Source organism: Thermocrispum agreste DSM 44070 (assembly GCF_000427905.1).
In the GTDB taxonomy this organism is placed as follows: domain Bacteria; phylum Actinomycetota; class Actinomycetes; order Mycobacteriales; family Pseudonocardiaceae; genus Thermocrispum; species Thermocrispum agreste.
The window spans coordinates 55,891-70,594 of the sequence record NZ_ATYX01000011.1 but is presented as its reverse complement, the minus strand read 5'-3'; the positions used below and the strand labels follow the sequence as shown (position 1 = coordinate 70,594).

Here is a 14,704-nt window from a genome sequence, read left to right as displayed (position 1 = left end):
CGAGAACTGGAGGGATTCTGCGTGCGCCATCAGGTCTATCCCGCGACGCACCCGGACGCGTTGTACGCGATCTGGGGCGACCGTCCGTACCAGGCTCAGCGCTCGACCTCGGACGGGACGGTGCTGCTCACCGCGCCACGGGACGAGGACCCACCGGAAGGCTTCGACCGGGAGTTCGAGGGCGCACCCGCGAAAGTGGTGCCCGCGGAGGAGGTGCCGGACAGCTTCGTCATCCACACCCACTTCCGGTTCTGCGACGAGACGTTCGTGCTGGCCGCGCAGGCCCCCACCGGTGAGCTGACACTGCAGTGGACCGGGACGGACGAACGGAACGCCCGCCGGCTCGGTCTGATGTCGGACCAGACGCCGAACGGGACGGCGTTCGGCACCATCGCCCACCCCGAGCACATCGAGGCGTGCTGGCAGGAGCGGTTGGACTTCTCCGAGCGCACCGGCCCGGTGACGACGGAGTTCGAGACCACTCAGCTGCTGCGGGACATCGGCAGGCTTCTGCGCGGCATGCGGCCGGAAGGCGCGGGCCCGATCGCTGCCCAGTTCCGGCAGGTCGGCGGCTACAGCGAGCTCGAGGTCCGCACCGCGGTGGAGGACGTCACCTACTCGCTGGCCGCCCCACCCCAGCTGGGTCAGCTGTTCAACGTGCTGCGGGCGGCGATGTACGAGCCGGGCAAGGGCTCCTGGTTCACCGGCACGTTCTCGCTGACCCCGGACAACAAGTTCGACTTCGACTACGACACGACGTCGCAACCGCAGTGGCGGCGTCCGCCCGACGCCGACGGACGGCCGACGGGCAAGGCCTACGCGCACGAGCTCGCCCGCTTCCCGCGGGACAAGCAGAACATCCCGCCGTGGCTGGCTGCCCGCGCCGGCCTGCCGCTGGACGTGCAGTTCCGGCACGCGCAGGTGGTCGACGCGCACACGCCGGGTCAGCGGCCGGTGGTGAACCGGCCGCCGGTGCCGCAGCAGGAGGTGCGCGGGGTCTTGCACTACCTGTATTCGGCACCGGTGGTGCTGGTGGGCAACGGTCCGCAGCCGGACATCTTCGCGCCGCAGACCGCGCCGAGCGTGCCGAACGCGTACCACACCGACGGGAAGTGGATCTGGCCCGCGGCGGTGCCGCACTACTTGCGGATGCACGGGGTGGCGCCGGAGCCGGAGCTGCTGGAACACATCAGGAAGAACTCCTACCGGCCGCCGTTCGTCAGCCAGAAGCTGCGGGAGACGGCGCGGGCGGAGCTGCTCGGCGAGCCGTACCCGCCACAGTCTGCGGACGACCTGGACGAGCCGGACGCGGTGACCGAAGTCGAACGAGACGACTCGTCGCGCCCGGTGCTCAGCGCGTCCGAGGTGCTGCAGCTGCTCGACAAGCGGCTCGGCGAGCTGGGGGTGTCCCCGCAGGTGTACCGGATCGGCGAGATCGCCGACGACGCGTGGTGCCTGTACCGGAGGGATGCCGACCCGGAGGAAGGCTTGCCGCCGCGGTGGGAGGTCGCGCTGCACACCGGCGGCCGGGTGTTCCGGCACCAGATGTTCGAGGACGTCAGCGCCGCCGCGGCGTATCTGCTGGGCATGCTGGCCTTCCACCCGACGCGGGCGCTGGCCAAGCCGGACCCGGCCGAGCACCCGACGGATTGGCCGATCCAGCCGATGCGGGGCGAGCCGCCGCTGCGCCTGCTGCGAGGCAAGCGGATGGTCGTGCTGCCGGTGGGCACCGAGCTGGTCCGCTGGGGCGGCGAGAACGGCAACCTGACGCACGCGGCGGGCACGACGTTCCGGGAGGCCGCGCTGCTGCCGGATCGCGAGCAGTTCAAGGCCTACTACCGGGTGGCGCGGCCGTTGCGGGTGCTCACCGGGGTGTCGCTGCCGTTCGGCGGCATGCCGGGCGGTGCGCTGGCGTACCTGCTGCCACGAGCGGTCGGCTACCACGTGCAGACCGGGGCGCTGGAGAAGCTGGACGAGGCGGACGTGGGCCAGCGCGCAGGGCAGTGAACGTCGTGCAGATCGGCTTGGGCGAGCAGCGCCCGAAAGCGTTCGCGGACGTCAGGCGGGGCTAGCCGCAGCGAGGTGTCCAAGGCGGCTTGATTGACCGGCCGCGGCCGTATGCACCGGCCACCGGCTTCCCACTTCTCGACCGCCCGGGCGCTCACCCCCAGGTGCTCGGCGAAGCGCCGCACGCTCATGCGCCGGGCAATGCGGAGCGCCCGGGCGGTGGCACCGGTCCATTCGCCGACAACGGTCATAGCCCGCGTCGACGGTCCCGCAGGGCGTCCCGGATGAGGCCGCCGAACGCGGCGAGCACCGCGACGACGAACAGCGCGGCGATGAGCGGTGTTTCGGGAAGGAGCTGCATGGCGTGTGCTCCTGGGTGTCGGTTTGCCGGTTCCGGCTTCCGACGGTCCACCCGGAAATCACAAACCTGTGGGACACGGAACCGGAAACTCCGGATCTGAAATGTTCACTTGTGAAGATGGGGGTGACGGGTAGTGACGGAGCGCACACATAGTGGAGACGAGCCCAAGCTTTCGACGACGACGTCTCGGCCGCCGCCTGCGTCAGCTGCGGGAGAAGGCGGGCCTGACGCTCGACGAGGCAGCGAAGCTACTGGAGAAGCATCGGCTGGCGCTCTGGCGCATCGAGAACGGCCAGACGAAAGCTGACGTGCACCTGGTCCGCTCGATGATGGACGTCTACGACGTCCGTGACGATCAGCTGTTGAATCTGGCGCGTGATGCCGCACGCAAGGGGTGGTGGCGGCAGTACGGGCTGGCAGACCTCGGCTACGTCGATGTCGAGACCGAAGCGGTACGGGTGCTGGAGTACGCGGTGCAGACCATTCCCGGCCTCCTGCAGACCGAGGCGTACTTGCGCGCTCACATGGCTGGAGCGAGTTTGCCGCGCACCCCGGAGGAGATCGAGAACCAGTGAAGGTGCGGCAGATACGCCAGGAGCGCCTCACCGACGACGAATACCCGCTTGAGCTCGTGGCGGTGATCGACGAGGCAGCGTTGCACCGGCCGATCGGCGGCCCGGACGTGATGCGAGCTCAGTTGACGCACCTACAACTCGTCGGGGAGCTGGATCGCGTAACTGTTCAGATCTTGCCGTACTCCGCAGGGCGACACGACGGAATGAACGGCGCCTTCACGGTGCTCGAGTTTCCTGAGCCGGACGACCCTGAGTTGCTCTATGTACATCACGTGGCCGGTGCGCTGCCTTAGAGAAGGCCGAGGATGTGCGGGCAGCTAGGATGACTCACGACAAGTTGCGTGCTCAGGCACTGACGCCTGAGGAATCAGTGAGGTTCATCGAGCGCCTCGTCCAGCAGTTCCCAAAACCGAAAAGAGGGCGACGTGTCACCAGTGGTGTGGCGTAAGAGCAGCTTCAGCGGCACTGACGGCAACAACGACAACTGCGTCGAGGTCGCCGCCTTGCCCGATGGACGGATCGCCATGCGCAACAGCAAGCACCCCGAAGCCGGCACCGTCTACTTCACCCGCGAAGAAATGGCCGCCTACATCGCAGGCGTCAAAGCCGGAGAATTCGACGACCTCACCTGACGGCCGCTTCGCGCACAGCGCGTCTGGCAAGCACGCGCGTCAGCTTTCGGCTCGCCCCTGCTCGTCCGCCTGCACCTGATCGGCCGCGTTCTCCGGCACCTCGATGCCCTGCTCCTGGGCCCAGGCCAGCAGCTCCGCCACCGCCTCGTCGCGCTCCAGCGGGCCGCGCTCCAGCCGCAGCTCCTTCAGATGACGCCACGCCTTGCCCACCAGCGGACCCGGCGGGATCTGCAGGATGCGCATGATCTCGTTGCCGTCCAGGTCCGGGCGGATCTTGGCCAGGTCTTCCTCCGCGGCGATCCGCGCGATGCGGCGCTCCAGGTCGTCGTAGGTCCGCTGCAGTGCGGCCGCCTTGCGCTTGTTCCGCGTCGTGCAGTCGGCCCGCACCAGCTTGTGCAGGCGGGTCAGCAGCGGGCCCGCGTCGTTAACGTACCGGCGGACCGCGGAATCCGTCCACTGGCCCCGGCCGTAGCCGTGGAACCGCAGGTGCAGATACACCAGCCGGGACACGTCCTCCACCACGTCCTTCGGGTACTTCAGCGCACGCAGCCGCTTGCGCGCCATCTTCGCCCCGACCACCTCGTGGTGGTGGAACGACACCCCGCCGCCCGGCTCGAACCGGCGGGTGGCCGGCTTGCCGATGTCGTGCAGCAGCGCCGCCCAGCGCAGCACCAGGTCCGGCTCCATCGCCGGCTCGTGCTTGGTCTCCAGTTCGATGGCCTGCTCCAGCACGGTCAGCGAATGCCGGTAGACGTCCTTGTGCTGGTGGTGCTCGTCGATGGTCAGCTGCATGCCGGGCACCTCCGGCAACACCACGTCGGCCAGCCCGGTGTCCACCATCAGCTCGATGCCCGCGCGCGGGTACCGGCCGAGCAGCAGCTTGGTCAGCTCCTGCTGCACCCGCTCCGCGGTGATCCGGCCCAGCTCCTTGGCCATCGCCGTCATCGCCTCGACCACCCGGGGCGCCGGCCGGAAGCCCAGCTGGGACGCGAACCGGGCGGCCCGCAGCATGCGCAGCGGGTCGTCGGCGAACGACTCCTCCGGCGGGGCCGGGGTGTCCAGCACCTTCGCCTTCAGCGCCGCCATTCCGTCGAACGGATCGACGAACCGCTTCGACGTCAGGTCGACGGCCATCGCGTTGACGGTGAAGTCACGCCGCAGCAGGTCACCCTCGATGGTGGAGCCGAACTCCACCTGCGGGTTACGGCTCACCCGGTCGTAGGTGTCCGAGCGGAACGTGGTGATCTCCAGCGTGGCGTCACCGCGGCGCAGCCCGACCGTGCCGAACTCGATTCCGGTGTCCCACACCGCGTCCGCCCAGCCCGCGATCAGCTGCAGCACCCGCTGCGGGCGGGCGTCGGTGGTGAAATCCAGGTCGGTCGACAAGCGGCCGAGCAATGCGTCCCGCACACTGCCGCCGACCAAGTACAGCTGGTGACCACCCGCGGCGAAGCGCGCAGCCAGCTCGTCGGCGACCCCGGAGACGCGCAGCAGCTCGGCGACGGCGTTGCGCTTGGCGGCTTCTGACACAGAGGACGAGCCTACCGGGACGGCCGTTACGGCTAGCATCGCGATATGCCTTCGTCGGCCGGCAGCAACCCCGATGGCGACGCACCGAAAGGCCGTCCGCAAGGCCGGAAGGGTCGCCGGCGGCGACGTGCGGCCATGCGAACGCGCCGGAGGCGGCGTGGCAGCAAACTCACCACGGTCAACGAGACGTCCGCGGGCGGTCTGGCGATCGATCCGGAACGGGAATGCGCGGTGCTGATCGGCCGCCTGGACCGGTCCGGCACACTGCTGTGGTCACTGCCCAAGGGCCACATCGAACCCGGCGAGACGCCGGAGCAGACGGCCGTGCGTGAGGTGAAGGAGGAAACCGGCATTTCCGCTGAGGTGCTCATGCCACTCGGCACCATCGACTACTGGTTCGTCGCCGAGCACAAGCGCGTGCACAAGACGGTGCACCACTTCCTGCTGGCCGCCGTCGGCGGGGAGCTCAGTGACGCCGACGTCGAGGTGACCGAGGTCGCGTGGGTGCCGTTCGCCGACCTGCAGCACAAGCTCGCCTACGCCGACGAGCGCGAGCTCGCCGGCAAGGCCCTGGAGCTGATCGAGGCCGCGAAGGCCCGACTGACCCCTCGCTCGTCCGATGAAGCCGGTGACTGAACGCGTGAGAACGACCGCCGCCGCCGTCGCCGCATTGTTCGTCCTGCTCGGCTCGCTGTGCGGCATCCCAGCATCCGCCCAGACCCGCCAGGTGCCGCCGCCCGAGCCGGTACTCAAGGTCGACGTCACGGCGATGACCCCCCGGATCGTCACGGAATCCGACGACGACCTGCGCATCACCGTGCGGGTGCGCAACATCGCCAAGGTTCCGGTGCGCAACCTGGCTGCCCGCCTGCAGTTCGGCGAACGCCAGCGGACCAACCTCCAGGTGCGGCAAGCGCTGCGCGGCACCGCGCCCCAAGACGCGCAAAGCACCCCGTTCCAGCAGGTCAGCCCGGAACTGATGCCCGGGGAGGCGACCGAGTTCACGCTGACGGCGGCGCTGACGCCGGGGGCGCCGAACGGGGTGGCCTTCCTCGAGCCCGGGGTGTACCCGCTGCTGGTGAACATCAACGGCATCCCGGACGGCGGCGCCGAGGCCCGGCTGGCCGGGGTGAACATGCTGCTGCCGGTCCGATCGGCACCCGGCCAGGTGACGACCGCGACGCAGCGATCGCTCCCGCTCACCGTGCTGTGGCCGATCGCGGCCCGTCCGCGGGTGGCGGCGCGCCCGTTCAACCAGTCCGTCGTGCTGGCCGACGACATGCTCGCCGCCGAGCTCCGGCCGGGTGGCCGCCTGCACACACTGGTCGAAGCGGCCGCGAAGGTCCGGACCGGTGGTATCGGCGACGGACTGTGCTTCGCCATCGACCCCGACCTCGTCGCGACCGTGCGCGACATGGCGAACGGCTACCGGGTTCGCACCCGCGAAGGCCTGGTCCGTGGCGAGGGTTCGGAGGAGGCCAAGGCTTGGCTGACGTCGCTGCGGGAGCTCGTCGCCGACCAGTGCGTCGTGGCCACCCAATACGCGGGCGCCGACCTGGCCGCGCTGGCCGCCCATTCGCCGCGACTGGCCACCGCCGCGGCGAACCGCAGCTCGGTGCTGTCCGAGGTGCTGGATGCCGATCCACTGCCGGGCGCGCTGTGGACGACCGACGACATCGACGAGCGCGCTGCCAAGGCCGTCGCGAAAGCAGGCACGGACCTGGTCGTCGCCAACGCGCGCGGGGTCGACGTGCGGTGGGCTCCGGCCGAGCCGCTCACCGTGGACGGAGACGACTCGGGCAGGCTGCGGGTGCTGCCGTTCGACGAGCTGGGTGCGCTGGCGTTGCGGCCGCGTTCGGCAAGTCCCCAGCTCGGCTACCCGGCGACGGTCGCGGCCGACGATCGCACCATCGCCGGCCAGAACGCGATCGCGACGGTGCTGTTCAAAGCCATGGCCGACCCGAGCAAGCCGATGCTGCTGGCACCGCCGCGCACTTTCGCCGCCACCGCGGACGAGGTCGACTGGCTGCTGGGCACACTGAACGGCTTCATCGCGGACGGTCTCGTCCAGCCGGTGAGCCTGACGGCGCTCGCGGGGGCGGACAGCGTGGGCAGGGCCCGGTTCGACCGGAACGCGACTGGCGGCCGCCTGCCGAAGGGCATGATGCGTGAGCTGGACGAGCTGGACGGCCAGATCACCGACCTGTCGGAGGCGATGAAGGAGGACCCGACCAGTCAGGTCGAGCCGCAAGCCATCGTCTCCCCGCTGCGCGAGGCGCTGCTGCGCACCGCCTCGGCCGACTTCCACGGCGTGCGGGGTGCCCGTGCCAGGGCCCTGGAGTCGGCCACCGCACAGCTGCAGACGGTGCGTCACGGCGTGCGTATCTCCGATCCCGGTCGCACCATCGGGCTGGCGTCCGGGTCGTCACCCATCCCGGTGTCGGTGACCAACCGGCTGCCGGTCCAGATCACAGTCCGGGTCAAGCTCACCTCCGGGGCGGGTTTGCGCTTGTCACAGCCGTCCGCGGTGGAGATCCCTGCCGGCCGGTCACGCAATCTGAAGATCCCCGCGGAAGTGTTGCGAGCAGGCCGCTTTACGGTGAACGTGTACTTGTCGACCCCTGGTGGCACCCAGCTCGGTGAGCCGACAACCTACGAACTGACGTCCACCGAATACGGTGTCATCACGGTGATCGTGACCGCGACGGCGGCAGGCGCGTTACTGTTGTTGGCCGGTCGCCGCATCTACCGGCGGCTGCGCTCGAACGGCGCGGGCCGCGGGTAGACCGATACCCGAGCAAGGACGAGTCGATCGAGTGAACCCACCGCCGCCCCGGCACTCGCGGCCGCCACCAGGCGGCCAGCCGCCCCGTCAGCAGCCGCCGCGCGATCCGCGCGACCCGCGCTACGGGCGTCCCAGCGAACCCCCGCCACCCCCGGTGACGAGGCAAGACGGCACGCCGGTCGCACCGCGGCCCGGTGGACGGGGTGACGTACCGCAGCCGCCGCGACCGGTGTCGCCCGACGAAGAAGGCACCCGGCCGGTCCGCAGGCGGATGCCGCCGGCTTCCGGGCAGCCTCCCCGTCGAGGCCCGGCCGGTCGAGGCGTGCCACCACGGCGGCAGCCGGCCGCTGGTCAGCCGCCGCGCCCGGCAGGCAGTGGTGGCCAGCCGGCACAGCGGCGTGTGCCCGGTGGTCCTCCTGGCCGTGGCGGACGACCTCCGCTGCGGCCGCCGCAGCGAACGCAACGGCTGGCCGCCGGTCCGCAGTGGCCGACCACCGATCCGGACGAGCTGCGGCCGTTCGAGGTGACCACGATGCTGCCGCGCATCAGCGCGGCCAGCCAGACCGGCTTCCTGCGTTCGGTCGACGCCGGCCCGGAAACCGGCCTGATCGCGGCGGTCGAGAAGGAACCGTCGCTGGCCCGGTCCACCGGCAAGATCGCGATCGCGTCACTGACCAGCCGGATCACCGGCTTCCTGTGGAAGATCATGCTGGTCTGGGTGGTCGGCATCGGCGTGGTCAACGACTCGTTCAACGTGGCCAACACGCTGCCGAACATCGTCTACGAGCTGCTGCTCGGCGGGGTGCTCGCCAGCGTGGTGGTGCCGTTGCTGGTGCGGGCGCAGGACGACCCGGATGGCGGGGAAGCTTATACCCAGCGCCTGCTCACCATGGCGTTGACGCTGCTGGGCGGCGCGACCGTCGTCGCCGTGCTGGCCGCGCCGTGGTTCACCGCGCTGTACGTGGACAGTTCGACCAATCAGGCCAACCCCGAGCTGACCACCGCGTTCGCCTACCTGCTGCTGCCGCAGATCCTGTTCTACGGCATTTTCGCGCTGCTGATGGCGATCCTGAACGCCAAGCAGATCTTCGGGCCGCCCGCGTGGGCGCCGGTGGTGAACAACCTCGTGGTGATCGCCACCATCCTGGTGTTCGCCATGGTGCCGGGGGAGATCTCGCTCGACCCGGTGCGGATGGGCGACATCAAGCTCCTGGTGCTGGGCGTCGGCGTGACGCTGGGCATCGTGGCGCAGGCCGCCATGCTGGTGCCGCCGCTGCTGCGCACCGGGTTCCGCCCGAAGTGGAACTGGGGCATCGATCACCGGATGCGTGAGTTCGGCGGGCTGGCCCTGTGGATCGTCGCCTACGTCGCGATCAGCCAGATCGGCTACATGGTCACCACCCGGGTGCTGACCGCGGGCGATGCCGGCGGCATGACCGCGTACTACAACGCGTGGCTGCTGTTCCAGCTGCCGTACGGCGTCATCGGGGTGTCGCTGCTGACCGCGATCATGCCGCGCATGTCCCGGGCCGCCGCGGACGGCAACATCAAGAAGCTGATCAGCGACCTGTCGTATGCGTCGCGGATCACCACGGTGGCGCTGCTGCCGATCGCCGCGGTGATGACCGTCGTCGGCAGCTCGATCGGTGTCGCGCTGTTCTCGCTCGGCCGGGGCGGTGCCGGCGACGGTGCCGAGCGGCTGGGTGAGGCGTTGGGCATCGGCGCGTTCGGCCTGCTGCCCTACGCGCTGGTGATGCTGCAGCTGCGGGTCTTCTACGCGATGAAGGACGCGCGCACCCCGACGCTGATCATGCTGGTGATGACGGTGGTCAAGGTGCCGCTGCTGTACCTGTGCCCGGTGCTGCTGGAAAGCCACCAGATCGTGCTCGGCGCGATGCTGGTGAACTCGCTGACCTTCCTGGTCGGCGCGGTGCTCGGCCAGATGTGGCTGTGGGTGCGGCTGGGCAACCTGCGCAGCAAGCGGGTGCTCGGAGTCATCCTGTTCACGTCGTTCGCCAGCATCATCGGGGCGCTGGCCGCGTTCGGCGCCGGATGGCTGATTCCCGATTGGCTGCCCGTGACGCTGACCGCGTGGCTGAAGTTGTTCGTGCAGTCGGCGGTCGGTTTCGGTGTCACCCTCGGCGTGCTGGCGCTGCTCAAGGTGGACGAACTCAAGCCGATCACCACACGGCTCAATGCGCTGCGCAGCAAAGTGCTGAAGAAGTGACCGAGTTCGCGGCACCCTGCGACAACCTCGGCCCGCGCCACAGCGTCTACCCGACTGAAGGTCGTCGCGAAATAGGTAATGTCGGTGGAAAATGGGCTGTGTCGCAGGTGTGGGAGGTAGTCGGCGAGGGTGAACAGGCGGACCGAGCACGTTGAAGCTGCGCCGGGGACGAGCGTTCGGACCCGGAGCGGTTCGTTGGCGCCGGGTGGCGTCGTCGGTGACGGCCGTTACCGCCTTCTCGCCCAGCTCGGCATCGACCAGCGCGCGGGGGCGCATTTCTGGCGGGCTCGCGACGGCCAGCTGCGCCGCGACGTCGCCCTGACCTTGCTGGTCGGGGACCCGGCGGACGCCGAGGCCGCTCGTGCCGCGCGGCGCACGCTCGAGCGGGCGGCGCATGCCGCGCAGTTCAACCACCCGGCGGTGGCGCGGGTGCTGGACGTGCTCAGCCTCGGCAGCGGCATCTCCGCGGGGGAGGGGCTGCTCGGCATCGTGGTGTCGGAGTGGAGCAAGGGCACCGACCTGATCGACGTGATCGCCGACGGCCCGGTCACGCCCGCGGCGGCGTGCCGCATGCTGGAGCAGCTGGTGGACGCCGTCGAGCAGGCGCACAACCACGGTCTTGTCCTGGGCATCGATCATCCGCAGCGGATCCGGGTGGGCCCGGACGGTGTGCTGCGGCTGGCTTTTGCGGGTCCGATGCCGCAGGCGACGTTACGGCACGACGTCCGCGCCCTCGGTGCGCTGCTGTACCTGCTGCTGACCGCTCGGTGGCCGCTGCCCGGCGGGCCGGGGATCATGCAGCCCGCTCCGCAGGGGCCGAACGGGCGGGTGGTTCCGCCGCGGTCGATCAACGCCTGGGTGCCGCAGGAGCTGTCGGCGCTGGCCACGCACACGTTGGCGGACGGCGGCGAGGGCGGTATCCGCACCAGTGCGGCGTTCTTGCGGGTGCTGCGGCAGGCCGCCGAGGTGGCCGAGCGGGACGAGCTGATCCAGAGCGGTCAGCTGCCGCCGGACAGCCACCAGGATCCGGACGGCGGGATCTGGACGACCCAGCGTCCGACCAACGATCCGGCCCGCCGGCGGAAGGTGGCGCTGGGCGCGACGCTGCTGGTGGTGGCCGCGGTGGCGATCATCGCCTGGGTCGGCTTGTCGTTGATCAGCTTCTTCGAGACCGACGACGGCGCCACCGGCCCGGAGGTCAACGTCGCGGAAAGCTCGGGCAAGAGAGGCCAGAAGGACAAGAAGGACAAGGAGAAGCAGGTGGCCGCGGCCGCGGTCACCCCGTCGCAGGTCCAGGTCTACAACCCGGAAGGCACCGGGGACTCGGTCGACCGGGCGCCGAAGGCGATCGACGGTGACCCGTCGACGCTGTGGAAGACCGACGTCTACAAGCAGCAGCTCCCCGCGCTGAAGTCCGGTGTCGGCCTGTCGGTGAGCTTCGACAAGCCGATCGACCTGGCCAAGGTGGTGATCCACCGGGCGACCAAGGGCAGCAAGGTCGAGGTGCGGGTGGCGGACAATCCGAACCCGTTCCTGGACGACGCCCGGGTGGTGGTCAAGGAGACCGAGGTGTCCGGGGACAAGGTGGAGTTGACCTTGGCCAAGCCGACGAAGACGTCGCACGTGATCGTGTGGATCACCAAGCTCGGCGGGGACGAGGGCGCGTTCGCCACCAGCATCGGCGAGCTGAAGTTCTTCCCGGCTGCCCAGCCGTGACGAGCCGCGCACGGACGAGCACGGGCCGGGTAGTCTCTGGCGAGTGACCGCAGCAGCACCAACGGATGAGGACCTCATTCGCGCGCATGCGGCTGGGGACCCGCATGCGTTCAGCGAGATCGTCCGGCGCCATCGGGACCGGATGTGGGCGGTCGCCTTGCGCACCATGCGTGATCAGGAAGAAGCCGCGGACGCGTTGCAGGACGCGTTCATCTCCGCCTACCGGGCCGCGGCCAACTTCCGCGCGGAGTCCCAGGTCAGCACGTGGTTGCACCGGATCGTGGTGAACGCCTGCCTGGACCGGATTCGCAAGCGCCAGGCCCGACCGACCGTGCCGTTGCCGGAGACCGACGAGTACCGCGAGCCGGCGGCTCCCGGTGACTCGATGGCACAGCGGGAAACCAGGATGCTGATCGAGCACGCGTTGCGCCAGTTGCCTGAGGAGCAGCGCATTCCGATCGTGCTGGTCGACGTCGAGGGGTACTCGGTGTCGGAGACCGCGCAGATGCTGGGCATCGCGGAGGGCACGGTGAAGAGCCGGTGTGCGCGAGGTCGCGCGAAACTGGCAAAGGTTCTGGGCCATCTGCGGAACCCCGATGCAAATGCGAACGTCCCAATTTCCGATAGCAAGCGCGGTGCCGCGTCCGGCACTGCACGTGGCAGCCGACAGGACGCGCCACGCGAGAGGGAGGGACGATGACCGAGATGGGCAAGCCAGGGGGGCCGGGCGGTCCACCGTGGTCTGTCGATCTGCTAGCCGACCTGCACGCTGGCGCCGTCGACGAAGCGCAGGCAGAACGGTTGTGGCCACTGGTCCGCAAGGATCCGGAGGCGATGGCGGTGCTGGCCGCGCTGGACCGCACGCAGGAGGCTCTCGCCGACCTGGCGCAGGCTCCCGCCCCGCCGATGCCTGCCGAGGTCGCCGCCCGTATCGACGCGGCACTGGCAGCCGAGGCGGCCCGCGCCGGACAGTCCCAGCAGGCACTGTCGTCGCAGCAAGCGGAACAGCAGGGCAGCACGGCAACGGATGCGGTCGAGCAGCCGCACGCCGAGCAGGAGCGGCTGGCGCCGGTGGTGGATCTGGCCGCGGCTCGTCGGCGGCGCAACCGGGTGATGGGCTGGAGCGCCGGGCTGCTGACCGCGGCCGCGGCGGTGGCCGCGATCGCACTGATCAGCCCGGGGACCACGACCACCGGTAGCCCGATGGCCGGGGGGAGTCCCGACACGGGGGCGCCGTCGAACCAGGGTGTGGTGGTCGATCCGGGGAACCCGGCCGCGGCGTTCGGCGACATCCAGGGTGTGCAGGACTACGGCCCGCTCGGCAGCCGGGAGCAGCTGGAGGCGTGCCTGAAGGCCAACGACATCCCGGTGACGGGGCAGCCCATCGGGGTGAAACCTGGCAAGGTGGACGGCCAGGACGCCGTCCTCGTGGTGTTGACCACCGGTGAGCTGGCGCGGTATCGCATCGTCGCGGTGTCGCCGGACTGCAGTGGGAGCAACCCCGGAGAGGTGTACCTGGACAAGGAGTTCGGCCGATAGAGCGAGCGGCCCGGACACGGGTCCGCTCGCTACTGGCCCCTTCCTTTGCCCATGGCCGCTGCGGCGGCCTTTTTCTTTGCCCGTACATGACGGTCACCGCGAACCGCGAGCGGTACGGGTGGCTGGTGTTCCGTCATCTGAACAGCCGGTGCCGTTCGCGGGGTCGCTGTGGCGTGTGCGTTCGGGCGGGTGTGGCGCGCACCGCCCCAGCGCGGGAACACCGCCGCCTACGATCGTGTTGAGGTCGATAGATGACAATGGCCGGCTGACAGGAGCGAGCGGGCCGAGCGGAGGTTCGTGTGGCATCGGAACAGGTTCGGAACCTGATCATCGTGGGTTCGGGGCCCGCTGGGTACACCGCCGCCTTGTACGCGGCGCGGGCTCAGCTGGAGCCGCTGGTGTTCGAGGGCACGCAGTTCGGTGGTGCCCTGATGACGACCACCGACGTGGAGAACTATCCGGGCTTCCCGGACGGCATCATGGGGCCGGACCTGATGCAGCAGATGCGGGCGCAGGCGGAGAAGTTCGGCGCCGAGCTACGTACCGAGGACGTGGAGGAGCTGGAGCTGACCGGCGACATCAAGTACGCCACGGTGAACGGTCAGCGGTACGCCGCCAAGGCGGTGATTCTGGCGATGGGTGCGGCCCCGCGCTACCTGCACGTCCCCGGCGAGCAGGAGCTGCTGGGCCGCGGTGTCTCGTCCTGTGCCACCTGTGACGGGTTCTTCTTCCGTGACCAGGACATCGCCGTCGTGGGCGGCGGGGACTCGGCCATGGAGGAGGCGACGTTCCTGACCAAGTTCGCCCGCTCGGTGACCATCGTGCACCGTCGTGAGGAGTTCCGCGCCTCGAAGATCATGCTGGAGCGGGCGCGTGCGAACGAGAAGATCCGGTGGCGGCTGAACACCCGGGTCACCGAGGTACTCGGCGAGGACAAGGTGACCGGGCTGAAGGTGCAGGACACGGTCACCGGTGAGGAATCGACGCTGGACGTGACCGGGTTCTTCGTCGCGATCGGGCACGACCCGCGCAGCGAACTGGTGCGTGGCCAGGTCGATCTCGACGAGCAGGGCTACGTCCTGACCAAGGGCCGGAGCAGCTACACGACTCTGGACGGCGTGTTCGCGTGCGGTGACCTGGTCGACCACACGTATCGGCAGGCGATCACGGCCGCGGGGTCCGGCTGCGCCGCCGCCATCGACGCCGAGCGATGGCTCGCCGAGCACGGCGACGTCGCTCAGGCCCAGGAAGCCGCGGAACTGGTTGGTGGTGGTTACGGCGCCTCGTCCTGACCGCTCCACACGACCGCAACGTTTCACGTAAAACAATTCG

Annotated in this window: 11 protein-coding genes and 1 pseudogene; 10 read left to right on the top strand and 2 right to left on the bottom strand. The window is 69.7% G+C overall.

The genetic code is table 11. The annotated features are described in order from the left end of the window. Nucleotides 1-21: 21 nt before the first annotated feature. The gene (locus YWY_RS0109570; RefSeq protein WP_028847441.1) at nt 22-2,007 is read left to right on the top strand and encodes a TNT domain-containing protein; all 1,986 of its coding nucleotides are present in this window, start codon (nt 22-24) and stop codon (nt 2,005-2,007) included. On the opposite strand, the gene YWY_RS23685 is transcribed toward YWY_RS0109570, so the two are convergent. Continuing rightward, complete coding sequence (locus tag YWY_RS23685; RefSeq protein WP_084609145.1) at nt 1,938-2,258, bottom strand: helix-turn-helix domain-containing protein; 321 nt, start codon at nt 2,256-2,258, stop codon at nt 1,938-1,940. The two genes, YWY_RS0109570 and YWY_RS23685, sit on opposite strands and share 70 nt — an antisense overlap. 262 nt (nt 2,259-2,520) lie before the next feature. On the opposite strand from YWY_RS23685, the pseudogene YWY_RS25025 reads away from it, so the two are divergent. Both YWY_RS25025 and YWY_RS0109555 read left to right on the top strand, forming a co-directional pair. Beyond that, nucleotides 2,521-3,391, top strand: a pseudogene (locus YWY_RS25025) (helix-turn-helix domain-containing protein). Then, nucleotides 3,369-3,575 (top strand): DUF397 domain-containing protein, encoded by a 207-nt coding sequence (locus tag YWY_RS0109555; protein WP_028847440.1) that lies wholly within the window; start codon nt 3,369-3,371, stop codon nt 3,573-3,575. Before YWY_RS25025 ends, YWY_RS0109555 begins: the two are co-directional and overlap by 23 nt. 39 nt (nt 3,576-3,614) lie before the next feature. On the opposite strand, the gene YWY_RS21140 is transcribed toward YWY_RS0109555, so the two are convergent. Further along, nucleotides 3,615-5,144 carry a CCA tRNA nucleotidyltransferase gene (locus tag YWY_RS21140; RefSeq protein ID WP_051310105.1) on the bottom strand — a complete coding sequence of 510 codons (1,530 nt, stop codon included), beginning with the start codon at nt 5,142-5,144 and terminating at the stop codon, nt 3,615-3,617. A gap of 96 nt (nt 5,145-5,240) precedes the next feature. Between YWY_RS21140 and YWY_RS0109545 the strand changes: the two genes are divergently transcribed. The 7 genes from YWY_RS0109545 to trxB all read left to right on the top strand — a co-directional run bounded on the left by YWY_RS0109545 (nt 5,241) and on the right by trxB (nt 14,664). Further along, nucleotides 5,241-5,741, top strand: coding sequence for an NUDIX hydrolase (locus YWY_RS0109545; RefSeq protein WP_038044911.1), 501 nt, complete (start codon nt 5,241-5,243; stop codon nt 5,739-5,741). Further along, nucleotides 5,734-7,890 carry a DUF6049 family protein gene (locus YWY_RS0109540; protein ID WP_169725236.1) on the top strand — a complete coding sequence of 719 codons (2,157 nt, stop codon included), beginning with the start codon at nt 5,734-5,736 and terminating at the stop codon, nt 7,888-7,890. The genes YWY_RS0109545 and YWY_RS0109540 overlap by 8 nt, the downstream gene beginning before the upstream one ends. A 271-nt stretch (nt 7,891-8,161) precedes the next feature. After that, complete coding sequence (gene murJ, locus YWY_RS0109535) at nt 8,162-10,117, top strand: murein biosynthesis integral membrane protein MurJ (RefSeq protein WP_084609153.1); 1,956 nt, start codon at nt 8,162-8,164, stop codon at nt 10,115-10,117. Between the two features lie 129 nt (nt 10,118-10,246). Continuing rightward, nucleotides 10,247-11,833, top strand: coding sequence for a protein kinase family protein (locus YWY_RS0109530; protein ID WP_051310101.1), 1,587 nt, complete (start codon nt 10,247-10,249; stop codon nt 11,831-11,833). A gap of 43 nt (nt 11,834-11,876) precedes the next feature. Continuing rightward, nucleotides 11,877-12,533 (top strand): RNA polymerase sigma factor SigM, encoded by a 657-nt coding sequence (gene sigM, locus YWY_RS0109525; protein ID WP_028847435.1) that lies wholly within the window; start codon nt 11,877-11,879, stop codon nt 12,531-12,533. Further along, nucleotides 12,530-13,372: a hypothetical protein gene (locus tag YWY_RS0109520; protein ID WP_028847434.1), complete on the top strand. Its 843-nt coding sequence runs from the start codon at nt 12,530-12,532 to the stop codon at nt 13,370-13,372. Before sigM ends, YWY_RS0109520 begins: the two co-directional genes overlap by 4 nt. A 299-nt stretch (nt 13,373-13,671) precedes the next feature. Continuing rightward, nucleotides 13,672-14,664, top strand: a complete 993-nt coding sequence (trxB, locus tag YWY_RS0109515; protein WP_028847433.1) for a thioredoxin-disulfide reductase — start codon at nt 13,672-13,674, stop codon at nt 14,662-14,664. The last annotated feature ends 40 nt before the right edge of the window (nt 14,665-14,704 follow it).